The sequence below is a fragment of the Terrirubrum flagellatum genome (assembly GCF_022059845.1).
Lineage (GTDB): Bacteria > Pseudomonadota > Alphaproteobacteria > Rhizobiales > Beijerinckiaceae > Terrirubrum > Terrirubrum flagellatum.
This window is the reverse complement of the sequence record NZ_CP091851.1, coordinates 4,692,827-4,715,024: the sequence shown is the minus strand read 5'-3', so window position 1 is coordinate 4,715,024 and position 22,198 is coordinate 4,692,827. Positions and strand designations below refer to the sequence as shown.

Genomic DNA, 22,198 nt, shown 5'->3' with positions numbered 1-22,198 from the left:
ACCCAAGCAATTGTGCAGCGGCGCGATGGGTCCCGGGCCCGCGCTGCGCGCGTCCCGGGATGACGGTGGCATGATTCGATCCAAAATCATCATGCTCTAAACCGTCGCCTCTCCCCGAAACACCGGCACGCAGCCGCCACCAACCGTCGCCCGGAATCCATCAGCAGCGCGATGCGCAGCGAGGTGCAACAGGCTCGGCCGCCCCATCTCGACGCCCTGCGTCAGCGTGAATTCCGCCTTGTCGCCGCCATCGAGCGACAGAAGCAGCGCCGCCGTCGTCGCGCTGGCGCTACCCGTGGCGGGATCTTCGAAAGTGCCGGCGAGCGGCGCGAACATGCGGGCGCGAATGCGATTCCCGTCGCGCGCATAGAGAAAGAGCGACAGCCGCCCCTCGAGTTCGGCATGCGCCGCCTCAAGCTTGCGAAACGCGGCGACGTCGGGCCCCGCGCCGGCCAGCGCGTCGGCCTTCACTTCTGTCAGCACGAAGCGCACGCCGACCGACGCCTGAACCGGGCGATGCGCCGAGGCCTTGATGTCGGAGGCGGTCAAACTTGCGCAGGCGGCGACTCCATCGACAGGCAGTTCGATCCCGAGCGACAGCGCCTGCGGCGCGGCGATCACGGCGCCTGCGACCTCGCCGGCGGAATCGCGCATGACCTTCACCTCGACAAGACCCGCCATCTCCTCGAACAGCAGCGTGTCGTTTGCGCCGCACCCCTGGCGCGCGAGAACGAAAGCCGTGCCGACATTGGGATGGCCGGCGAATGGCATCTCGGCGGTGCGATTGAAAATGCGGACGCGCGCCGCGTGCGCCGGATTCTCAGGCGGCAAAACAAACGTCGTCTCGCTCAGATTCATCTCGGCGGCGAGCGACTGCATGTCTGTGTCGGACAGTCCCCGCGCATCGGTGAAGACGGCGAGCGGATTGCCGCCGAAGCGGCGATCGGTGAAGACGTCGACGGTCTCGAAGGCGTAGGCGGGCATGGGCGCCTCCAGAATTTGCGCTAACGCGTATGGTCTGTCAGCGCCGCTCGCGCGACCAATGATTGTTTGTGGCGGAACGCTTGAACGGCGATGATGGCTCGGCCGATGTCAGCCGACAAAGGATTGCTACGCCCTGTCCTTCCGACTCGCCTGATAGACGCTCGACATGAGCACGGCGACGCAGCCAAGAATGAGCGCCGCTCCATCCAGCAATTTGGGCCAATCGGTCCAGAAGGCGAGTCCGGCGGTCAGGAGAACCACAGCGAGCACCGCGATCGCGAGAAATTCGTCGTCGATGAACAGGCCGACAAGTTCGCGGACGAGAAGCGAAAGCACGTTCATCGTGCGGTCTCCGCGCGCGGGCGACGCGCCATTTCAACGCCCGCCAGCCCGACGAGCAGGAAAAGGACAGCGAAGCCCAGAATAGAGAGGTCCGCTCCCGGCCAGTCGACGCCCAGTCCCTCGCCGGTCCAGAACAGGCCGAACGCCGAGAGCATCACGCCGACGCCGAATTTCAGGAGATTCTCGGGCACGCGCGCCAGCGGCCGGTGAACGATGAGGCCGATGGCAAGCACGAGAGCGCAAGCCGCGAGCGCGCCAAGACTGGCCGGCCAGAGCAGATCGCGCCCGGCGCCGACCGCGATCACGATGAACACAACTTCAAGACCTTCGAGAACCACCGCCTTGAAGGCCGCCAGTCCCGCCAGCCAGTCGAGATGCGCGTCGGCGCGCGTGATCGCATCCTGAAGCTGCGAAGCTTCTTTCGCAAAGGCCTTCATTTCGTCATGCAGCGGGACGATTCCCGCCGCGCGCAGGATCGCCTTGCGCAGCCAGCGCAGTCCAAACAGGAGCAGCAGCACGCCGATCACGAGCTGCAGCGCCTGCAGCGGGATATCGTCGAGCATCGGCCCGAGCGCGATCACGATGATGGCGAGAAGCGCGAGGCCGGCCGCAGTCCCCTGCAGCGCAGGCCGCCATCCCTGCACCGTGCCGACTGCGAGCACGATCGTGAAGGCCTCGACGACTTCGACGAGCGACGCAAAGAATGCGGCGGAGACCGCCGGCGCGGCCGTGGCCCAGGAAAACATCAGGCCCCTCCGCCCTAGATCACGCCGTATTTTGATTGAATCAATCAAAATGCGGGAACGTGATCGATTCCAAAAGTTTAGAGCATGGCTTGAGCGAAAAACCGGTTCCCACTTTTTCGCGCCATGCTCTAGCGCGATCACCGGGATTCGGCGCGGCGCTTGTAGACCAGCTTCAGCGTCGCGAATCCCTGCGCCTCGAAAAATCGATGCGCCTCCTGATTCGCGGCCCAGGTGTCGAGCTCGATGTCGGGGATTCCGAGCGATGTGGCTTCGTCGACGACGCAGCGCATCAGCGCCGCGCCGACGCCGCGCCGGCGAAATTCCGGGTCCACGGAGATCTGATGGATATAGAAGCAGCGACGCTCGGGCTTGAACGCGCTCTCGAGCCGCATCACCGAGTCGAACCAGATATAGCCCGCTGGCCGCCTGTCGACTTCAGCGAGAGCGATCGTGCTTTTCGGATCCGCCAGACGCGCGGCGAAGAAGGTTTTCACCTCCGCTCTTTCCGGCGACGCCTTGAAGTCGGCGGGATAGAGCCGCGCGTGAAGCTGCTGCACCGGTTCGTTGAGCCGGGCGAGCGCATCGAGATCGTCCACCGTCGCGATTCGCAGATTGATCGACATGAAATCGAGCCTCTCGGACTCACGTTGCCGTCGCGCCCTCATTTCTAACGGAGCGCTTGGGGAGATTCTGTGACAGGCGTTCGCCGTCTTTTACGAAAATCGCAACAGAGGCACCGCAGCCGCCGAGAGCAGTATCGCAACAAGGCGCACGCGCGTGAAGGGCTCCTTCAGCCAAAGGATCGCGATCACGAGCGCAAATACCGCGCTGGTGTCGCGCAGCGCGGCCGATGGCGCGATCGGCGCGACGCTCCACACCCACAGGATGAGGAGATAGGACGCGACCGAGGCGATCGCGATGGGGATGGCGCGCACGGCCTGTCGCGAAATGTCGCGCCATGGCGTCGCGAGCGCATTCTGGCGCCAGGACATGACGATCGCGTTGGTGATCGAAACAGCGAATCCGTAAGCGAGAGGCGAGCCGGCGCGCCGCACCCCCTGCGCGTCGCACATGACATAGGCTGCGGTGGCGACGCCGGCGATTGCGATCCAGATGAAGGCGGCGCGCGGCAGGCCGTTGTGACGGGCGTCGCCGACAGCGAGCAGCAGCAGCGACGAAATCACGAGCGCCATGCCGGCAAGCCCCCACGGGCTGATCGTCTCGCTGGCTAAATTCGCGGACAGGGGAACCACGAGCAGCACCGACAGCGCCCGCACGACGGGATAGGCGACGCCGAAGCCCGACAGCTCATAGGCGCGAAGAAGGGCGGTGACGGTTGCGAGGTTGAGGATGGTCGAGGCGGCAAGCCACGGCCAGGACGCCGGCGCCGGCAGGCCAGTGAAGAACAATCCCGGCAGCGCCATCGCCGCAGCCATGGCCATCTGCGCCGTCATCGCCGCTTTCGGGTCGGGACTCGCCTTCACCGCGGCGTTCCAGCCGGCATGAAGCACTGCGCTCAGCAGCGCCGCAGCGATATGGATCGGATTCATGAGCTTTCGCCGCGCAGGCATTCACAATGATGGACAGAAATTCTACTAAGATAGATTTCGAGTCAACGACGTTTCGCTCCTGACGGTTTTCGCAAGCGCGCGTGATGAATGGCTGCAAAAGTCCTCAAATCGCCATATCGATAGCGGAACCAGCTATTGATTTGCTGATTGGTCGCGAATGCCTCTGCCTCTCGCCTTGACCCGCTGCGCGCTCGCCGGCGGTCTCATCTTTTCCGCCTCTCTCGCGGTTGCGCAGAACCCGCCCCTGCCGCCGGCGCGGCCGGGCTCCTCCTCATCCGCGGCGACAGCGCCGATTCCGACGCCCGCCGCGCCGGTCCAGCCGGCGAAGGCGGAGGGGCCGCTTGATCAGGGCGCGGTGATTGAACGCGCCAACACCTATCTCAACTCACTCACCAGTCTGAGCGGCGACTTCACCCAGGTCGGCGGCGACGGCAAACAGTATCGCGGTCGGCTCTATGTCCAGAAGCCGGGCAAACTGCGCTTCGAATATGACCCGCCCGCCGTGATCGAGGTGGTGTCGGACGGCACCTCGGTCATCGTGCGCGACCGCAAGGCGGCGACCCAGGACCTCTACGCCATCGGCCAGACGCCGCTGAAATTCCTGCTGAAGGACCGGCTTGATCTGACCCGCGACACGACCGTGCTGCGCACCACGGCGGAAGGCGCCAACGCGACGGTGACGCTCGAAGACAAGAACACGCTGGGTGGCGTCTCGCGCATCACGCTGACCTTCGACGCCAGGACCTTCACCCTCAAGAACTGGCGCATCCGCGACCCCCAAGGCAACGACACCTTCGTCGCCCTGTCGAACATCGAGCCCAACGCGCGCACCGACCCCGGCAAGTTCGTAATCAATTACGAGCGCGTGCTGCGGTAGCGCGTGGCGTTGGCTCTTTGCCTCGCGGCTGGCAATCCGTCAGCCGCGTCTATCGAAAAGCTTTGGGACGCCGCCGCGGCCTATGAGAGCACACCCTCCCTGCGGGCGGTCGGCTATCCCCCGCATCTGACTCTGGCGATCTGGGAAACGACCGACGTCTCCGAGGAAGCGGCGCGCGCCGCTTTGGCCCGAGCCGTCGCCGGCGAGCAGGCGATCAGGCTGCGTTTCACACGCATCGCGAGCTTCGACGCCGATCCGCTCATCCTCTGGCTGGCGCCGAACCCTTCGCCCGTCCTGTCGCGGATTCATCGCGCCGTCCACGCTATCATCGACCCGACTTTCTGCCATCCGCATTACCGTCCGGACGGCTGGATTCCCCATTGCACTCTCGCGACCCGAATCCCCGCTGACCGGCGCGCGGACGCGCTCGCCTTCGCCGCGAGGTTTGATGGAGATATAGACGCCGTGTTCGATCGCGCGGATTGCTTGACCTTTCCGCCGGTCAGCCTCATCGAAAGCCATCGCCTGCCGCCGTCCGCGGAAAGCTCCGATTCCACTCCATGCGTCTGACCATCGCCACCTGGAACATCAATTCCGTGCGCCTGCGCTTCGAACAGGTGGCGCGCTTCTGTCGCGAAAAGGCGCCTGACATCCTGTGCCTGCAGGAAACCAAGTGCATCGACGATCTTTTCCCGCGGAAAGAGACGCTGAAGCTCGGCTATGAGCATATCGCGATCCATGGCCAGAAGAGCTACAACGGCGTCGCCATCCTTTCGAAGCTGCCCTTCGCCGACGTCACCCGGCAGAACTTCTGCGGCCTTGAGGATCGCCGGCACATCAGCGTGAAGCTGGCGAAAGAAGCGGGGCCGGCGAAAGACATCCTGATCCACAATTTCTACATTCCGGCCGGCGGCGACGTTCCCGATCCCGACGCCAATCCGAAATTCGCGCACAAGCTCAAATTTCTGGACGAGCTGACGCAATGGTCAGACGGCCGCAAAGCGAAGGAGCGTTCGATTGCGGTCGGCGACCTCAACGTCGCGCCGCACGAGCATGACGTCTGGAGCCACAAGCAGCTTCTCGACATCGTCAGCCACACGCCCATCGAGACCGACAAGCTGAAGGACGCTCTCGCCGCCGGCCAATGGGTCGACGTCATGCGCAAGCTTCGGCCCGAGCCGGAAAAGCTCTATTCCTGGTGGAGCTACCGCGCCGCCGATTGGCAGCTCTCCAATCGCGGCCGCCGCCTTGACCATGTCTGGCTGTCGCCGGCGCTCGGCGGCTCTTTGGCTGGCGGCGAGATCGTCAGCCCGACGCGCGGCTGGGAGCGACCCTCCGATCATGTGCCCGTCGTTGCGACGCTCGACCTGTGAGTGGACCGACCGGTCTAGGTGCGTGGTCATGACTCGCTTCGCGTGCTGGGCCATACTTCCCGCCATTGCGCATGAGACGCGAGGCGGAGGAAGCCATGGCGCTCGACGCCGATGTCATTGTCATCGGCGCGGGCCTCGCCGGTCTCGTCGCCGCGACCGAAATCGCGGACGCCGGCAAACGCGTCATCGTTCTCGATCAGGAAGGCGAGCAATCGCTTGGCGGTCAGGCCTTCTGGTCCTTCGGCGGGTTGTTCTTCGTCGATTCCCCCGAGCAGCGCCGCATGCGCATCCGCGACTCGCGTGAACTCGCTCTCCAGGACTGGATGGGGTCGGCCGGATTCGATCGCGCGGAAGATCACTGGCCGCGCCAATGGGCGGAAGCCTATGTCGATTTCGCCGCCGGCGAAAAACGAAGCTGGCTTCATGCGCAGGGCGTGCGCTGGTTTCCCGTCGTCGGCTGGGCCGAGCGTGGCGGCGGAAGCGCGACGGGACATGGCAACTCGGTTCCGCGTTTTCATGTGACATGGGGCACCGGCCCGGGCGTGATCGAGCCCTTCGTGCGGCGCGCGCGCGAGGCGGAACGGCGCGGAACGCTATCGTTTCGGTTCCGGCATCGCGTGACTGCGCTCAGCAAACGCGGCGGCCCGATCGACGGCGTCGAAGGAGATATTTTTGAGCCGACTCAAACGCCACGCGGCGCGGCGAGTTCGCGCAACCTCATCGGCTCGTTCGCTCTGAAAGCGCAGGCGATCATCGTCGCGTCCGGCGGCATCGGCGGAAATCACGACCTCGTCCGCGCGCAATGGCCATCGCGATTGGGTTCGCCGCCGGAGCACATGATCTCGGGCGTGCCCGAGCATGTTGACGGACTGATGCTTGGCGCGGCCGAACAAGGCGGCGCGCGTCTCATCAACGGCGACCGAATGTGGCATTATGTCGAGGGCGTAACGAACTGGTCGCCGATCTGGCCCCACCACGCCATCCGCATTCTGCCCGGACCGTCTTCGCTCTGGTTCGATGCGCGCGGAATGCGTTTGCCGGCGCCGCTTTTCCCCGGCTTCGACACGTTGGCGACGCTCGCGCATCTCCGCACGACCGGATTCGATCATTCCTGGTTCATTCTCAACAGAAGCATCATCGCCAAGGAATTCGCGCTTTCGGGTTCGGAGCAGAACCCAGACCTCACCGGGAAAAGCTGGCGCATGGTGCTGAAGCGCGCCACCGCTGGCGTGCCCGCGCCTGTGCAGGCCTTCATGGACAAGGGCGAAGATTTCATCGTCGAGAAAGACTTGTCAGCACTTGTGCGGCGTATGAATGCGCTCGTTGGCGAAACGCTGCTCGACGACAAGAAAATCAAGAGCGAAATCGAGGCGCGAGATCGCGAGATCGAGAATCCCTTCTCGAAGGACGCGCAGGTGATCGCGCTCCGCGGCGCGCGCAACTATCTCGGCGACAAATTGATTCGCACAGCGCGGCCGCATCGCATTCTCGATCCCGCGCATGGGCCGCTGATTGCCGTCAGGCTCAATATTCTCACGCGCAAATCGCTCGGCGGAATCGAAACCGATCTCGAAGCGCGCGCGCTTGGATCAGACGGCGCGCCGATCGCCGGCCTCTATGCCGCGGGCGAAGCGGCGGGCTTTGGCGGCGGCGGCGTGCACGGCTATCGCTCGCTCGAAGGCACGTTTCTTGGCGGCTGCATCTTCTCCGGACGCGTCGCCGGGCGCGCGGCCGCCGCTGCTGTCGGCTAAATTCTTGCCGCGTCTCGTTCTTCCATCACAGCCAATGGAACAGCACAGCGCCAACCAGGAATACGCCGAGCGCGCCGCGATAGACGACAAAGGGCCAACTCGGCAGGTGCTCGAGATAACGCATCAAACCCCAGATCGCGACGAACGACGCCAACGCGCCTGAGATCAGCCCGACGAAAAGCAGCATCCAGGCATGCGCATCAAGGCCGGCGCGCAGAAGCTCGAACGCTTCCTTGCCTCCCGCCAGCGCAATCGCCGGCAAACCGATCAGAAATGAGAGACGCGCGGCTTCGGCGCGCTTGAAGCCAAGCCCCAACGCCGCGGTCAAAGTTGAGCCGGATCGCGACACGCCTGGAATGAGCGCGCCGACTTGCGCCAGTCCGACCAGCGCATAGTCGCGCAAGGTCGCCTCATCAGCATTTCGCACATGCCGCGCCCTGATTTCCGCGAAAGCGAGCAGCGCCGCCATCACGAGACAGCTCGCGCCAATGACCCAGAGAGAGCGCAAGGGTGATCCGCAGGCGTTGAGAACGGGCGCCAACGCGACGCCGGCGACGACGATCGGCGCGGTCGCGAGCACGATGCCGATCACCGCGCGCGAACCCGGCGATTTGAGATCGCGCCTGACGACGACACTCGCTGCTGCAGAGATCAGTTCGGCGACATCGCGCCGGAAATAGGAAAGGATCGCGCCAAGCGCGGCAAGCTGCATCAAAGCGGAGAAGGCGGAGCCCGGATCGGGCCAGCCGAGCAGCGCCGGAACCACGCGCATATGCGCCGTCGATGAGATCGGCAGCAGCTCGGTGACGCCTTGCACGACGCCGAGCACGATCATTTTGCCGACATCGAGCGCCGCAAAGCCCGTGTCGAGGCCGGCCGAACACGCAGTCGCCATCACGGATTCCTTACGCGAAGAAGAGAAGATATATCTCTCTGGCGTGTGGCGGCGCGCGGCGCTACGCGACCTTGCGCCGCTGCGGCGTTCAGCCCAAGGCGTCGAGCCGGCGTTTGATCGCCTCGGTCTCGCGCGTCAGCTTTTTCAGATCCTCGGCGAGGCTGGCGTGAATCGCGACCGCGTGCTGCGGAAATTCGTCGAGCACGCGCTTGAACAACTGTCGGGGGACGACAAGCACTTCGCTGTCTTCCTGCGCGACCGACTGCGCCGCGTGGTCGGTCGGCGCGAGCAGCGCTACGCCGCCGATGAGCGAGCCGCGGCGCGCGACATGACGTGGCGGCGAACCATCCTCCGGCGGATCGAGCGCGATTGCGCCCGACACCACCACGCCGCCGCCATAGCTTGCTGCCGTCTTGCGAAACAGGATGTCGCCGGCGCGCAGCTTCCGGCGCTCGGCCGAGAAGGCGATGAGGCGCAGCGCCTCGCGATCCAGCAGCGAGAAGGGCCGCACCTGCGCCAGCGCGGCCATGTCCGTTTCGAGACTCATCGCGCGGGAGTTCTGGAAGCAGCCGGGTTGATCATGGCACCAGCTTGTAGCCGCCCTGCTCGGTCACGAGGATCGACGCTTCCGACGGGTCGCGTTCGATCTTCTGCCGCAAGCGGTAGATATGAGTCTCGAGCGTGTGTGTGGTGACCTGGGCGTTGTAGCCCCACACTTCCTGCAGGAGCGTATCGCGCGGCACGACCTTCTGACCGGCCCGATAGAGATAGCGCAGGATCGCCGTCTCCTTCTCTGTCAGCTTGAGCTTCGAGCCCTTGTCGGAGACGAGCATCTTGGAGCCCGGCCGGAAACTGTAGGGGCCGACGCTGAACACCGCATCCTCGCTGCCTTCATGCTGGCGAAGCTGGGCGCGGATGCGCGCCAGCAGCACCGCGAACTTGAATGGCTTCACCACATAGTCATTCGCGCCGGCTTCAAGCCCAAGGATGGTGTCGGCGTCGCTGCCATGGCCGGTGAGCATGATCACCGGGCTGCGGAAGCCGTTCTTGCGCATGATCTTGACGGCTTCGCGCCCGTCCATGTCGGGCAGGCCGACATCCATCACGACGCAATCGACGCGATCGCCTTTGACAAAATTGATCGCTTTCGCCGCCGCATCGGCCTGATGCACCTCGAACTCCTCATGGAGTGCGAGCTGTTCGGCCAGCATCGCGCGCAATTCCTCGTCATCGTCGACGAGCAGGAGCTGATGAATATTTGACATCTCAAGCCTTGGGATGCGGCTTTCGGGAGCCTGCGTCGCGTCGGGGTGTAATCTGGCGGAGAGAGGCGCGGCAAGGCAAGCCGCCTTCCCTGACGCAACCGTGAAACGTCGCGAGCGCCTCATCCGCCGCCAGCCGGCTGCGGCGGCCGGTCGCGGTTGACTTCGCAAACGGGGAGGTTCAAGGCGCGATCGTTCCGCCGCGAACAATGTTCGTCCGGACGCTCACAGGAACCCAAACCCCATGCCCAGCGACAGTCCCAGTCGATTGTCTGCGCCGTCTCTGGCCGCGCGGGTCTGATCCCGGGGTTCATTCCAGGGGTTCGACTCACCCGGTCCGCGACGGCGGAAAGTCCCGAGGTGAGTCATGCAGGAAGTCCTTCTCGAAGTTCGGGATGAGGCCGCGCGCGAGGCGCGGTCGGTCGTGTCCCGTCATCAATATGTCGCCGACCTCGTCGAGAGCCTGAACGACCATTCGACCGAGGAGGCCGCGGCGATCGTGGCGGAACTCCCGATTGATCTCGCCGTGCAGGCATTTGATCGGCCGGAGCTGACTTCGGCCGACGCGTTGATTCTTGCCGTTTCGCGCGATCTCGCGACGACGATTCTTCGCGGCATGTCGGCCGACCGGGCGACGCAGGTGCTGCGCGGCCTCAATCGTGACCAGCAGACGATTCTGCTCTCGACGCTGGAGCCCGAGCCGGCGCGGACGCTTCGCGCCCTTCTTGCCTATCCCCCGCACAGCGCCGGCAGCATCATGACGACCGAGTTCGTCTCGGCGTCCGCGACGGCGACCGTGGCCGAGACGCTCCGCCATATTCGCGAGGTCGAGCGCACGCGGGAGACGGTCTATGCGATCTACGTCCTCGATCCCCGGACCCAGGCGCTGCTGCGCGCGGTTTCGCTCCGCACGCTGATCACTGGCGAACCAGACCAGTTGGTCCAGTCGCTGGCGGCGGCCCGCGAGCCGGTGACGGTCACGCCTGAAATGGATCGCGAGGAAGTCGCCCGGCTCATCTCCCGCCATGACTTGCTGGCCGTCCCCGTGATCGACCAGCATCGTCGTGTGCTCGGCATCGTCACGGTGGACGACGTGATCGACGCGATCCTCGCGGAGAGCGCCGAGGACGTTCAGAAATTTGGCGGCGCCGAAGCGCTCGGCGCGCCCTATCTCCAGATCGGCTTCCTCGACATGATCCGGAAGCGCGCCGGCTGGCTGTGCGCGCTCTTCCTCGGCGAGATGCTCACCGCCAGCGCCATGCAGCATTTCTCGGACGAGCTCGAGAAGGCGGTGGTGCTGACGCTGTTCATCCCGCTGATCATGAGCTCCGGCGGCAATTCCGGTTCGCAGGCGACGTCGCTGCTGATCCGCTCCCTGGCGCTGGGCGAAATCAGGCTGCGCGACTGGTGGCGGGTCGCGCTGCGGGAGATTCCCTCGGGCCTGACGCTCGGCGCAATCCTTGGCGTCATCGGCGTCGCGCGTATCTCGCTCTGGCAGACGCTCGGCATCTATGACTATGGCGAGCACTGGGTGCTCATCGCGCTGACGGTCGCGTTCGGCCTGATCGGCATCGTGACCTTCGGATCGGTGGCCGGCTCGATGCTGCCCTTCATTCTGCAAAGGCTGCGTTTCGACCCCGCCAGCGCTTCGGCGCCGTTTGTCGCCACCTTGGTCGACGTCACCGGCCTCGTGATCTATTTCAGCGTCGCGCTCGTGTTCCTGAAGGGGACGCTTCTATAAGCTCGATCCCATATTGATCGCCGTTCCGCGTATCTGCTGCGGGGCGGTGATCACACCTATTCCAGATAAAGATCGCGATAACTGTTGATTTCCTTCACGAGACCAGCCGCAGAGTAACCCAGCATTTTCGCATCAACGACCAAGGTAACTTTCTTCGGCGTTGGACCGCTGCTCCAATCGACACCGTTGATAAGCAATATCCTCTCACGGTGCGAAGCCTGAAATCCCGAAATATCTGACCAGCGGATTGTGCGCCGCACGCCACGCATACTGTATTCGAAGCCAGTAGCGCCTTCCGCAGAAAGAACGAGCGCGGCTTCGACGCTCAGTAATCGTGCGAGTAGTCTCGATGCGGCAAGAATCACAAACACCGCAAGCGCAATCCATGTCGTCACACGGAGCCAAATCGGAGTGCTTCTCATCAAAGCCTCGAACCAAGCGTATCGTCCTCCATGGTTGCGCGCGTAGAATGCCGGATCCAGCGAACCATAAGCCATTGCTAAGCAAACGATCACTATCACCCCGAGAAACAAAAGAGGAAACGCGACGCCGGTAAAACTGTAACGGTATCGCCGGACCGCCGGCGGTGTGGCAGGAGAATCGATCGATGCTCCGTTTCCGGAGACATCCGACTGCCCGGAATTGCTTGCAGACATGCGATATAATGTGAGGCCAACAGAGCTTCGTCCTTGCATAACGGGGCGCGAGGCGCATTCCAGAGTTTTGCGAGATGGCGCCTCGGAAATTTTCAATTCTGCGCGTCCGCCGGTCGATTGATCCGATTCATCGGGCCAAGGCGATCGTTGGCGGACGCGCCATTCCCTGCGCTATCGGGCGCTCCGGGATGCGGCCGGCGGCGCTGAAACGGGAAGGCGACGGGACGACGCCGATCGGCCGCTTCCGAGTGCTTACAGCATGGTTTCGCGGGGATCGCTGGCCGAACCGGTCGTTTAGCTGGGCTACGAGGCGGATTGGCCCGACGGACGGCTGGTGCGAGGACTCTTCCAATCGGCGCTACAATCATCCTGTGAAAGTTGCGCCCGGCGCCAATCACGATCGGCTTTGGCGACAGGACCGGCTTTACGATCTGATCCTGGAAATTGATCACAACGCGCGGCCGCGCATCCTAGGCCGCGGCTCGGCCGTGTTCATTCACCTCTGTCGCCTGGGGATGACCCCGACCGCTGGCTGCGTCGCCTTCGAGCCAAACGAGCTTCGCAAGCTGCTTCCGAGGTTGGGGCGAGGCAGCGTGATCGACATAAAATAGCCGGCTATAATAAATTTTTAAGCCGGCGATCTCTCAGCCTCGATGGCCGAAGATGGCGGTTCCGACGCGCACATGCGTCGCGCCCAGCATGATCGCCTGCTCGAAATCGGCGCTCATACCCATGGAAAGCAGCTTCAGACCGTTGCGCTTCGCGATTGTGTTCAACAGCGCGAAATGGGGCGAAGGCGGCTGCTCCGCCGGAGGAATGCACATTAGCCCTTCAATCGCGAGCGAGTAAGATTGCCGGCAAAGAGAAATAAACGCATTAACCTGAGCCGGCGCCACACCGCCCTTCTGCGGCTCCTCGCCGGTGTTCACCTGCACCAGCAGCTTCGGGCTGCGTCCCTGCTTCTGGATCTCCCTGGCGAGTTCTTTCGCCAGACTCTCGCGATCGAGCGTCTCGATCACATCGAACAGCGCGACGGCCTCCTTCGCCTTGTTCGACTGCAGGGGCCCTATGAGATGCAGTTCGACATCAGCGTTCGCCTCCCGGAGCGCCGGCCACTTGGCCTTCGCTTCCTGGACATAGTTCTCGCCAAACACGCGCTGGCCCGCCGCCAGCACCGGCGCGATCGCCTCCGCCGGGAAGAGCTTCGATACAGCGACCAGCGAAACGGAGTGGGGATCGCGGTCGGCGTCACGCGCCGCGCGATCGATCTGCTCCCGCACCTCGGCATATCGCGCGGCGATTGCTGCTGGATCAAATGTCGGGTTGGCGGAAACAGTCATGTCAAACCCTTACGCCGCGCTCTGTTGCGCCGCAAACTGGTTGACCGCGTAAAGCGATTCTGTCTGAGTCCGCGCGACTTTCGCAAGGACTTCGCGCGTTTCGCGCCTGCGGCTTCATGACCCAAATTGAACGTTACAATCCCAAGGAAGCGGAGCCACGCTGGCAGGCGGCATGGGAGTCGCGCGAACTTTTCCGCACGCGCAATGACGATCCGCGCCCGAAATATTACGTCCTTGAGATGTTTCCCTATCCCTCCGGCCGCATCCATATGGGGCACGTCCGGAACTACACGATGGGAGACGTTGTCGCCCGCTATATGAGGGCGAAGGGCTATAATGTCCTCCACCCCATGGGTTGGGACGCCTTTGGCCTGCCGGCCGAGAACGCGGCGCGCGACAACAAGGTCAATCCGCGCGACTGGACCTATCAGAACATCGCGACCATGAAGGCGCAGCTCAAGACCATGGGCCTCTCGCTGGACTGGGCCCGCGAACTCGCGACCTGCGATCCCGGCTATTACCGCCACCAGCAGAAGATGTTTCTCGACTTCTGGAAGGCCGGGCTGGTCGAGCGCAAGTCAGCCAAGGTGAACTGGGACCCGGTCGACATGACCGTGCTCGCCAACGAGCAGGTGATCGACGGCCGCGGCTGGCGCTCCAATGCGCTCGTTGAACAGCGCGACCTGACCCAATGGTTCCTGAAGATAACATCCATGTCGCAGGAGCTGCTGGACGGGCTCGATACGCTCGATCGCTGGCCGGAAAAGGTCAAGCTGATGCAGCGCAACTGGATCGGCCGCTCGGAAGGTCTGCTGCTGCGCTGGGCCCTGGCGCCGGAAGGCGCGCCGGCAGGCTTTGGCGAGCTTGAGATTTACACGACGCGGCCCGACACCCTGTTCGGCGCCTCCTTCATGGCCGTCGCAGCGGACCATCCGCTCGCGAAGGCCGCATCTGCTACGAATCCTGAACTCGCGGCCTTCTGTGACGAATGCCGGCGCATGGGCACGTCGGTCGCCACGCTCGAGACCGCGGAAAAGATGGGCTTCGATACAGGGATCAAGGCGATCCATCCGTTCGATCCGAACTGGCGGGTGCCCGTTTACGTCGCGAACTTCATTCTCATGGATTACGGAACCGGCGCGATCTTCGGCTGCCCCGGCGGCGACCAGCGCGACATGGAGTTTGCGCGCAAGTATGAGCTGCCTGTGATCCCCGTGGTTGTTCCTAGCGATCCGGCGATCCGCGATGCTGTTTTGGCGGAAATACAAGCCGGCAAACCTTATGTCGATGACGGCGTGATGATCAATTCCCGCTTCATGGACGGGCTGTCGACAGCGGCGGCGTTCGCGGAAGCGGCGTCGCGATTGGAAAAGCAGCAGCTTGCCGGCCGCGCCGCCGCGCAGCGCAAAGTCAATTTTCGCCTGCGCGATTGGCTGATCTCGCGGCAGCGCTATTGGGGCTGTCCGATCCCGGTGATCCATTGCGACGATTGCGGCGCGGTCCCGGTTCCGATCGGCGATCTGCCGGTGCGTCTCCCCGACGACGTCACCTTCGACAAGCCAGGCAATCCGCTCGATCACCATCCGAGCTGGAAACACGTCGCCTGCCCGCAATGCGCCAAGCCGGCGCGGCGCGACACCGACACCATGGACACCTTCGTCGATTCGTCCTGGTACTTCGCCCGTTTCACCGACCCACAGAACGATCAGGCCCCGACAACCCTGTCGGCGGTGGACGGCAAGACCGGCTGGCTGCCGGTCAATCAGTATATCGGCGGCATCGAGCATGCGATTCTGCACCTGCTCTATTCGCGCTTCTTCTCACGCGCGATGAAGGTCACCGGCCATGTGAATGAGGTCGAGGAGCCGTTTCAGGGCCTCTTCACGCAGGGCATGGTGGTCCACGAGACTTATCGCGCCGCCGATGGCGCCTACGTGCTGCCGAGCGAAGTGCGCATCGAGGGCGAAGGCGGCGCCCGGAAGGCCGCGCATGTCGACACCGGCGCGCCGATCGAGATCGGTCCGATCGAGAAGATGTCGAAGTCGAAGAAGAATGTGGTCGATCCCGATGACATTCTCGGCTCCTGGGGCGCCGACACGGCGCGCTGGTTCATGCTGTCGGATTCGCCCCCCGAACGCGACGTGATCTGGACGGAGGACGGCGTTCAGGGGGCGTATCGTTACGCCCAGCGTGTCTGGCGGTTGGTCAATCAGGTGAAGTCGGCGCAGCGGATCGCGGATGATATCGCCCACGCCGAAGCTATCCTGAAGGCTGCGCACAAGACGCTGGAGCAGGTCGAGCGGGCGATCGAAGGATTGGGTTTCAATCGAGCCGTCGCGTTCCTCTATACCCTGACCAACACATTGGAATCGGAAGCCGGCAAAGCGAAGGCGCCGACTGCGTTGCGCACAGCCACCTTTATGCTTTTGCAGATGATGGCCCCGATGATGCCGCACTTGGCGGAAGAATGCTGGGCTGCGCTTGAGGGCGGCGGCCTGGCGGCGGAAGCGCCCTGGCCGACGCTCGATCGGGCGAAGCTGATCGAGGAGCAAATTACTTTGCCGGTGCAAGTAAATGGCCGCAAACGCGCCGACGTGACCGTCGCTCGCGACGCCGATGACAAAGAGATCGAATCGGCCGTGCTGGCGCTGGACGCGGTGCAACGGGCGATGGAAGGCCGGCCGGTTCGGAAGTTCATTGTCGTACCCCAGAGGATCGTCAATGTCGTCGCCTGAAATGAGCCGATTCTCGCGGCGCGCCGCCGCTTTCGCGCTGTCCGCGCTCGTCTCGCTCTCGCTCGCGGGTTGTTTCCGGCCGCTCTATGGCGAAACCGCTGCCGGGGCCTCCATGCAAAGCGAACTCGCGGCGATCGAAGTGCCTGAAATACCTGATCGTCTCGGCCATTATCTCCGCAGCGAACTGATGTTCATGCTGGATGGATCGGGAACGCCATCGCCCAAGCGATATCGGCTGACGATCACCCCGTATCTCGGGCAGGCGGCGGCCATCGTTGACACTGCGAGCGCACGCGCTGAATCCGCCACGCTGACCGGCAACGCCAAGTTCACGTTGGTCAACATTGGCGACGGCAAGACGATCTTTGAAGGGACCGCTGTCGGCAGCGCCACCTATGATCGATCCACCCAGCGCTACGCCACCGTGCGCGCCGCGCGCGATGCCGAAATTCGCATCGCCAAACTTCTGGCCGATCAGATCCGGACGCGTGTTGCGGCGGCGATGGCGAATCGGTCGTCCTGATCTCTCATGACGGCGCTTGGTCGCGGCGAAACGGACCGGTTCCTCAAGAAACCTGATCCGCGATATCCCGTTGTTCTGATTTACGGACCAGACGCCGGCCTGGTTGCGGAGCGCGCCATGGCCGTATCAGCGGCGTCCGTCGCTGACCCATCTGATCCGTTTCAGCTTATCCGTATGGAAGGCGACGAAATCGCCAGCGATCCGCTCAAACTGGCCGATGAAGCGAACGCGATCGGATTATTTGGCGGCCGGAAGGCCCTGCGCGTTCGCGTTGGATCGAAAAACATCGTGTCCGCGGTCGAACCCTTGCTGCGCGCTCCTCCTCGGGATGCAGCCGTCGTTCTCGAGGCGGGTGATCTCAAGAAGTCCGCCCCGCTGCGCGTCGCTTGCGAGAAATCTTCGACCGCCGCCGTCATTGCCTGCTACGCCGACGATCCCGCGGAGCTGCAGCGCCTGGTCAGCGAGAGCTTTCGAAAGGTGGGGCTTTCGATCGATCCGGAAGCGGAAGAGCTGTTGTTGTCCATGCTGGGCGGCGACCGGCTCGCGAGCCGCGGTGAAGTCGAGAAGCTGATCACCTATGCGACGGGATCCAATCAGGTCACCGCAGAAGATGTCGAGGCCGTTGTCGGCGACGCCTCGGCGGCCGCGCTCAATGAAGCAATCGACGGCGCTTTTGGCGGCAACACCGGCCAGATGCTCCCCGCCTTGTCGAAACTTCTCGCGGAGGGCGAGCGGCCGGACATGATTCTTTCGGCCGCCCTCACCCATTCCTGGACGCTGGCGCAGGCGCTCGCCCAAGTCGATGCCGGCCAACAAGCCCGCACAGTCGCCGAACGAGCGATTCCGTTCTTCCGCCGCCGCGCTGCTTTCGAGCGACAGCTTCAAATCTGGAAGCGCGAAGGTATGGCGCCGACAATTCGCCAACTCGGCGAGTCGATCCTCGCCAGCCGCGCCAATAGCGAGCTGGCGATTGCGACGCTCGATCGAACCTTGCTCAGAATCGCGCTTGGCGCACGAAGAGCCGGCTGATCAGTGCTTGAGTCGGCGGCAGAGGCCGTCAAGCTGCTCAAGCGTGCGATATTTGATGCGGACTTCTCCGCCCTCGCCGCGATGATCGATCGAAACCGCAAGGCCGAGGACTTCTTCCAACGCTTTCTCAACGGCGAGCGTGTCAGGATCCTTGGGCGCAGTCTTGCGGCCTTTCTTCTCCGGCGCCGATTCAGCGCCGCGCTGGCCAATCCGCTCGACGTCGCGAACGGTAAGCCCCTGATCGACCACCATCTTCGCGACCTTTTCGGGATCGGCGACCGCAAGCAGGGCGCGCGCATGGCCGGCGGAGAGTGAGCCGTCTTCCACCGAGGAGCGCACCGCATCCGGCAATTTCAGCAACCGCAGCGTATTCGCGACATGGCTGCGGCTCTTGCCGATCACCTTGGCGAGATCGTTCTGCGTATAGCCGTGCTCGCTCATCAACCGGTCGTAGCCGCCCGCTTCCTCCATCGCGTTGAGATCGGAGCGCTGGACGTTTTCGATGATCGCCATTTCCATGGCGTCGCGATCGCTCGCCTCAACGGCGATCACAGGCACATCATGGAGTCCGGCTCGCTGCGCCGCACGCCAGCGCCGCTCACCGGCGATGATCTCATAGGCGTCAGCCAACCCCTGAATGGCGCGAACGAGGATGGGCTGCAGAATGCCCTTTTCGCGGATGGACGCGCCGAGTTCGTCGAGCTCGTCCTCGCTGAAGGAACGGCGCGGATTTTTAGGATTAGGCTTCAGGAATTCGATCGGAACGCGCTTTTGCCCCCGCGAACGGGTCAACGCCTCGCTTTCGTCTCCCACATCACCAATCAGGGCGGCCAAACCCCGCCCGAGTCGCGGCCGGTGAGAATCGTCCGCCATCACACGCTCCCGAATCGCCATGCTCCCCGCCTATCCCAGGATATCACTCAGCCAGCTCTAGACTTAGGCGGCGAGAAGGTTCTGTTCGCGCTTGATAACCTCCGACGCCAGACGGAGATAGGCCTGCGATCCCGCGCATTTCAGATCGTAAAGCAATGCCGGCTTGCCGTGCGACGGCGCTTCGGAGACCCGGACATTACGCGGGATGATCGTGTCATAAACCTTGTCGCCCATGATCTGACGGACATCCGCCACGACCTGGCCGGCGAGATTATTCCGGGGATCGAACATGGTCAGCACGATCCCATGGATCGTCAGCCCCGGATTAAGCGACGCTCGCACCTGCTCCACCGTCTTGAGGATCTGGCTCAAACCTTCGAGCGCGAAGAACTCGCACTGCAGCGGCACCAGCACCGCATCTGACGCCGTCAACGCATTGATTGTCAGCAGGTTGAGCGACGGCGGGCAGTCGATGAGAATGTAGGAGAATTGCGGTTGCGTTTGATCTTCGCGATGCGCCCGGATCGCGGCCCGGAGTCGCGTCGCGCGATCCCGCTCTGAAGCGATCTCCAGCTCGACGCCGAGAAGGTCAAGCGTCGACGGCGCCACCGAGAGGTTCGGAACTCGGGTCGCGACGATGGACTGCCCAAGCTGCGCATCGCCGACCAGCACATCATAGGTGGAGATGCGACGAGATTTGCGATCGATGCCGAGGCCCGTCGAGGCGTTGCCTTGGGGGTCGAGGTCGACGATCAGCACACTCTCGCCAATCGCAGCCAGCGCCGTACCAAGATTGATGGCGGTTGTCGTTTTGCCGACGCCGCCCTTCTGGTTGGCGATGACGATAATGCGCGCAGCCTTGTCGGCCGGCAGAAGATCGATCGAATTCGAGGTCATGACAGAGTTCCGTCACTGGAAAGACGAGACGCAAGCGCCCTGACGCACGCGATCCGGCCGTGGGGATCTGTCAGACTAGGCAACAACTTGACTTCCATCTTCCAAGATTTAGCGGCGTCGGTCAATTCAGCATCAACATCTTGGCCCTTGGGAAACAAGCCCATCGCGCCCTTCATCAACAAAGGAGATGCGAGTTCGAGCAAATCTTTGAGCGGAGCCAGCGCCCTGGCGGTCACAACGTCGCATTCCGGAGCCGCTGGACCGCTCACGACCTGTTCAATTCGCCCGGAGCGCACGCTGGCCGGCGCTCCAGTTACGCGGATCGCTTCCAGCAGAAAGGCGCATTTCTTCTGATTCGACTCGACCAAAACCATTCGATCGGTTGGGCGCTTTTCCCGTAACAGGATCGCCAGAACCAGCCCAGGCAGTCCGGCGCCGCTGCCAATATCGACCCAGCGCTCCGCCGTTTCCGGAGCGAAGGCCAAAAGCTGTCCGCAGTCGAGAATGTGACGCGCCCAGACGTCATCAAGCGTCGGCGCAGCGACCAGATTGATTCGCGCCTGCCATTTGCGAAGCAGATCGATATATCGATCAAGCGCCCCCAATGTTTCATGTGAAACATCGAGGATTCTCGCGACCTCGGCGCGATCCACCTATTGACCTCTTTGCGCCTGTGCTGGGCGTGGCGCGTTCCGCCGGGCGGCTGCAGCCAATAGCAATAGGGCGGCAGGCGTGATTCCCTCAATGCGGCCGGCTTGCCCGACAGTTCGGGGCCGAATCAATTCCAGCTTCTGCCTGACTTCGTTCGACAAGCCGGAAAGTCGCGAGAAATCAAAATTCTCAAGCAATTCCAAGCCCTCATCATCCCTGAACGCTTCGATATCAGCCCGCTGACGATCAACATAAGAGGCGTAGATAGCGTCGTGTTCAATTCGAGGCCGAATCGAATCAGGGATCGCCGCGAGCTCCGGCCAGACTTCAATAAGCCGCGAGAGATCGATTCCAGGTCGCGAAAGCAGCTCAAAAGCCGATCGCCGCACGCCGTCCCGATTGATCTCAATCCCGTGCGGAGCCGCCTGATTCGGCGTCAATGACAACCGCTCCAGCATCGCCTTGCCGGCTAATAGCTCCCCTGACTTGCGATCGAACTGGACGCGGCGCTCGGCGGCAACACATCCCCAGCCTATCCCGAGGCCGGTCAAGCGCTCGTCCGCGTTGTCGACCCGGAGGCTCAGCCGAAACTCAGACCGCGACGTGAACATGCGATAGGGCTCCGTGACTCCTTTGGTCACGAGGTCATCAATCATCACGCCGATATAGGCGTTGGCGCGATCGACGATGATCCCGCTCTTTGCGCCCGCCCGCCTCGCGGCGTTCAATCCTGCGACAAGCCCCTGCGCCCCCGCCTCTTCATAGCCCGTGGTTCCGTTGATCTGCCCGGCGAGGAAAAGCCCCTCAACCGCTTTCGTTTCAAGCGTCGGAGAGAGACTTCGCGGATCAATGTAGTCATACTCGATAGCATAGCCCGGGCGGATGATCCGAACATTCTCAAGCCCGACGACACTGCGGATGAACGACGCCTGGATGTCGCGCGGCAGCGACGTCGAAATCCCGTTGGGATAGACTGTCGGGTCGTCATAGCCCTCCGGCTCCAGGAAGATCTGGTGGCCATCCCGATCTCCGAAACGGACGATCTTGTCTTCGATCGACGGGCAATAGCGGGGGCCACGTCCAGCGATCTCACCGGAATAGACGGCCGAGCGAGAGATGTTTTCCCGGATGATGGCGTGGGTGGCCGCATTGGTGCGGGTGATGCCGCACGCAATCTGCCGGTTTTCGATCTTTGCGGTCAGGCTCGAGAAGGGTTCTGGCGTCTCATCCCCCTCCTGCTTCTCGACCCGGTCCCAGGCGATCGTCGCTCCATCGAGGCGGGCGGGCGTCCCGGTCTTGAGCCGACCAAGCGGCAAACCGAGGCGGGTGAGGCTTTGCGCGAGCCCCACGGAAGGCTGCTCCCCAACGCGGCCCGCAGGAATCTTCTCGTCGCCAATATGAATGAGCCCGCGAAGGAAGGTGCCGGTGGTGATCACAACCGCTGACGTGGAGACCGTCCGACCATCGGCGAGCGAAAGGCCGCGAATGCGCTCATCAGCGATGAGGAGTTCGGCCGCCTCCCCTTCGATGACGCTGAGATTCGCCTGCGCCGCGATAGCCGCCTGCATTGCGCGCCGATAGAGCACGCGATCGATCTGCGCTCGCGGTCCGCGCACGGCCGGGCCTTTCCGGCGATTCAGAACCCTGAACTGGATGCCAGCCTGATCGGCGCATCTCGCCATCAGCCCGTCCAGCGCATCGATCTCGCGGACCAGATGTCCTTTCCCCAAACCACCGATGGCCGGATTGCAGGACATCTCGCCGATTGTGGCGAACTTGTGCGTCACAAGCGCTGTCGAGGCGCCCATTCGCGCCGCCGCTGCGGCGGCCTCGCAGCCAGCATGCCCGCCGCCGATCACGACGACGTCAAAGGTCAAATCAGCGCTCTTTGCCATGACAGGGCTCTAATCCCGGGTCGCGCCGGGGTCAATTTGGAACCGCGCGGCCTGTTT

The 22,198-nt window shown here is 63.3% G+C and carries 23 protein-coding genes; 9 read left to right on the top strand and 14 right to left on the bottom strand.

What is annotated here, in order from left to right; genetic code table 11:
• Nucleotides 1–96: 96 nt before the first annotated feature.
• The 5 genes from L8F45_RS22855 to L8F45_RS22835 all read right to left on the bottom strand — a co-directional run bounded on the left by L8F45_RS22855 (nucleotide 97) and on the right by L8F45_RS22835 (nucleotide 3,622).
• On the bottom strand, nucleotides 97–984 hold the full coding sequence (locus L8F45_RS22855) for a PhzF family phenazine biosynthesis protein (protein WP_342360136.1): 888 nt from the start codon (nucleotides 982–984) through the stop codon (nucleotides 97–99).
• A 126-nt stretch (nucleotides 985–1,110) separates the two neighbouring features.
• On the bottom strand, nucleotides 1,111–1,326 hold the full coding sequence (locus tag L8F45_RS22850; RefSeq protein WP_342360135.1) for a hypothetical protein: 216 nt from the start codon (nucleotides 1,324–1,326) through the stop codon (nucleotides 1,111–1,113).
• A complete protein-coding gene (locus L8F45_RS22845) occupies nucleotides 1,323–2,072 on the bottom strand; it encodes a COG4280 domain-containing protein (protein WP_342360134.1) in 750 nt (249 codons plus the stop codon). The genes L8F45_RS22850 and L8F45_RS22845 overlap by 4 nt, the downstream gene beginning before the upstream one ends.
• A gap of 137 nt (nucleotides 2,073–2,209) precedes the next feature.
• Nucleotides 2,210–2,695, bottom strand: coding sequence for a GNAT family N-acetyltransferase (locus L8F45_RS22840; RefSeq protein WP_342360133.1), 486 nt, complete (start codon nucleotides 2,693–2,695; stop codon nucleotides 2,210–2,212).
• Nucleotides 2,696–2,785: 90 nt separating this feature from the next.
• Nucleotides 2,786–3,622: an EamA family transporter gene (locus tag L8F45_RS22835; protein ID WP_342360132.1), complete on the bottom strand. Its 837-nt coding sequence runs from the start codon at nucleotides 3,620–3,622 to the stop codon at nucleotides 2,786–2,788.
• Nucleotides 3,623–3,800: 178 nt separating this feature from the next.
• Here L8F45_RS22835 and L8F45_RS22830 point away from each other — a divergent pair, with 178 nt between their 5' ends.
• From L8F45_RS22830 to L8F45_RS22815, 4 genes are all read left to right on the top strand, one after another.
• The gene (locus L8F45_RS22830) at nucleotides 3,801–4,520 is read left to right on the top strand and encodes an outer membrane lipoprotein carrier protein LolA (RefSeq protein ID WP_342360131.1); all 720 of its coding nucleotides are present in this window, start codon (nucleotides 3,801–3,803) and stop codon (nucleotides 4,518–4,520) included.
• 3 nt (nucleotides 4,521–4,523) lie between these two features.
• Nucleotides 4,524–5,090, top strand: coding sequence for a 2'-5' RNA ligase family protein (locus L8F45_RS22825; protein ID WP_342360130.1), 567 nt, complete (start codon nucleotides 4,524–4,526; stop codon nucleotides 5,088–5,090).
• Nucleotides 5,081–5,893 carry an exodeoxyribonuclease III gene (xth, locus tag L8F45_RS22820; protein WP_342360129.1) on the top strand — a complete coding sequence of 271 codons (813 nt, stop codon included), beginning with the start codon at nucleotides 5,081–5,083 and terminating at the stop codon, nucleotides 5,891–5,893. Before L8F45_RS22825 ends, xth begins: the two co-directional genes overlap by 10 nt.
• Nucleotides 5,894–5,988: 95 nt before the next feature.
• Complete coding sequence (locus L8F45_RS22815) at nucleotides 5,989–7,644, top strand: FAD-binding dehydrogenase (protein ID WP_342360128.1); 1,656 nt, start codon at nucleotides 5,989–5,991, stop codon at nucleotides 7,642–7,644.
• A 25-nt stretch (nucleotides 7,645–7,669) separates the two neighbouring features.
• Here the strand turns inward: L8F45_RS22815 and L8F45_RS22810 are convergent, their stop codons facing one another.
• The 3 genes from L8F45_RS22810 to L8F45_RS22800 all read right to left on the bottom strand — a co-directional run bounded on the left by L8F45_RS22810 (nucleotide 7,670) and on the right by L8F45_RS22800 (nucleotide 9,804).
• Nucleotides 7,670–8,539, bottom strand: coding sequence for an undecaprenyl-diphosphate phosphatase (locus tag L8F45_RS22810; RefSeq protein ID WP_342360127.1), 870 nt, complete (start codon nucleotides 8,537–8,539; stop codon nucleotides 7,670–7,672).
• Between the two features lie 88 nt (nucleotides 8,540–8,627).
• Nucleotides 8,628–9,086, bottom strand: a complete 459-nt coding sequence (locus tag L8F45_RS22805) for a cyclic nucleotide-binding domain-containing protein (RefSeq protein WP_342360126.1) — start codon at nucleotides 9,084–9,086, stop codon at nucleotides 8,628–8,630.
• Nucleotides 9,087–9,117: 31 nt separating this feature from the next.
• On the bottom strand, nucleotides 9,118–9,804 hold the full coding sequence (locus L8F45_RS22800) for a response regulator transcription factor (RefSeq protein ID WP_342360125.1): 687 nt from the start codon (nucleotides 9,802–9,804) through the stop codon (nucleotides 9,118–9,120).
• A gap of 364 nt (nucleotides 9,805–10,168) precedes the next feature.
• Here L8F45_RS22800 and mgtE point away from each other — a divergent pair, with 364 nt between their 5' ends.
• On the top strand, nucleotides 10,169–11,542 hold the full coding sequence (mgtE, locus tag L8F45_RS22795; RefSeq protein ID WP_342360124.1) for a magnesium transporter: 1,374 nt from the start codon (nucleotides 10,169–10,171) through the stop codon (nucleotides 11,540–11,542).
• A gap of 56 nt (nucleotides 11,543–11,598) precedes the next feature.
• Here mgtE and L8F45_RS22790 read toward each other — a convergent pair whose 3' ends face one another.
• Nucleotides 11,599–12,198 carry a hypothetical protein gene (locus L8F45_RS22790; protein ID WP_342360123.1) on the bottom strand — a complete coding sequence of 200 codons (600 nt, stop codon included), beginning with the start codon at nucleotides 12,196–12,198 and terminating at the stop codon, nucleotides 11,599–11,601.
• Nucleotides 12,199–12,272: 74 nt separating this feature from the next.
• Between L8F45_RS22790 and L8F45_RS22785 the strand changes: the two genes are divergently transcribed.
• On the top strand, nucleotides 12,273–12,809 hold the full coding sequence (locus L8F45_RS22785) for a L,D-transpeptidase family protein (protein ID WP_342360122.1): 537 nt from the start codon (nucleotides 12,273–12,275) through the stop codon (nucleotides 12,807–12,809).
• Nucleotides 12,810–12,842: 33 nt separating this feature from the next.
• Here the strand turns inward: L8F45_RS22785 and L8F45_RS22780 are convergent, their stop codons facing one another.
• Nucleotides 12,843–13,538: a YggS family pyridoxal phosphate-dependent enzyme gene (locus tag L8F45_RS22780; RefSeq protein WP_342360121.1), complete on the bottom strand. Its 696-nt coding sequence runs from the start codon at nucleotides 13,536–13,538 to the stop codon at nucleotides 12,843–12,845.
• Nucleotides 13,539–13,654: 116 nt separating this feature from the next.
• Between L8F45_RS22780 and leuS the strand changes: the two genes are divergently transcribed.
• The 3 genes from leuS to holA all read left to right on the top strand — a co-directional run bounded on the left by leuS (nucleotide 13,655) and on the right by holA (nucleotide 17,825).
• Nucleotides 13,655–16,273 carry a leucine--tRNA ligase gene (gene leuS / locus L8F45_RS22775; protein WP_342360120.1) on the top strand — a complete coding sequence of 873 codons (2,619 nt, stop codon included), beginning with the start codon at nucleotides 13,655–13,657 and terminating at the stop codon, nucleotides 16,271–16,273.
• Entirely contained in the window at nucleotides 16,260–16,796 is a 537-nt protein-coding gene (lptE, locus tag L8F45_RS22770; RefSeq protein ID WP_342360119.1) for an LPS assembly lipoprotein LptE, read from the top strand. Before leuS ends, lptE begins: the two co-directional genes overlap by 14 nt.
• A gap of 117 nt (nucleotides 16,797–16,913) precedes the next feature.
• Nucleotides 16,914–17,825 carry a DNA polymerase III subunit delta gene (gene holA, locus L8F45_RS22765; RefSeq protein ID WP_342360118.1) on the top strand — a complete coding sequence of 304 codons (912 nt, stop codon included), beginning with the start codon at nucleotides 16,914–16,916 and terminating at the stop codon, nucleotides 17,823–17,825.
• Here the strand turns inward: holA and L8F45_RS22760 are convergent, their stop codons facing one another.
• The 4 genes from L8F45_RS22760 to mnmG all read right to left on the bottom strand — a co-directional run bounded on the left by L8F45_RS22760 (nucleotide 17,826) and on the right by mnmG (nucleotide 22,141).
• Nucleotides 17,826–18,698, bottom strand: coding sequence for a ParB/RepB/Spo0J family partition protein (locus L8F45_RS22760; RefSeq protein ID WP_342360117.1), 873 nt, complete (start codon nucleotides 18,696–18,698; stop codon nucleotides 17,826–17,828).
• Nucleotides 18,699–18,761: 63 nt separating this feature from the next.
• Nucleotides 18,762–19,595, bottom strand: coding sequence for a ParA family protein (locus tag L8F45_RS22755; protein WP_342360116.1), 834 nt, complete (start codon nucleotides 19,593–19,595; stop codon nucleotides 18,762–18,764).
• The gene (rsmG, locus tag L8F45_RS22750; RefSeq protein WP_342360115.1) at nucleotides 19,592–20,248 is read right to left on the bottom strand and encodes a 16S rRNA (guanine(527)-N(7))-methyltransferase RsmG; all 657 of its coding nucleotides are present in this window, start codon (nucleotides 20,246–20,248) and stop codon (nucleotides 19,592–19,594) included. The genes L8F45_RS22755 and rsmG overlap by 4 nt, the downstream gene beginning before the upstream one ends.
• Nucleotides 20,249–22,141, bottom strand: a complete 1,893-nt coding sequence (mnmG, locus tag L8F45_RS22745; protein WP_342360114.1) for a tRNA uridine-5-carboxymethylaminomethyl(34) synthesis enzyme MnmG — start codon at nucleotides 22,139–22,141, stop codon at nucleotides 20,249–20,251.
• Nucleotides 22,142–22,198 lie beyond the last annotated feature (57 nt).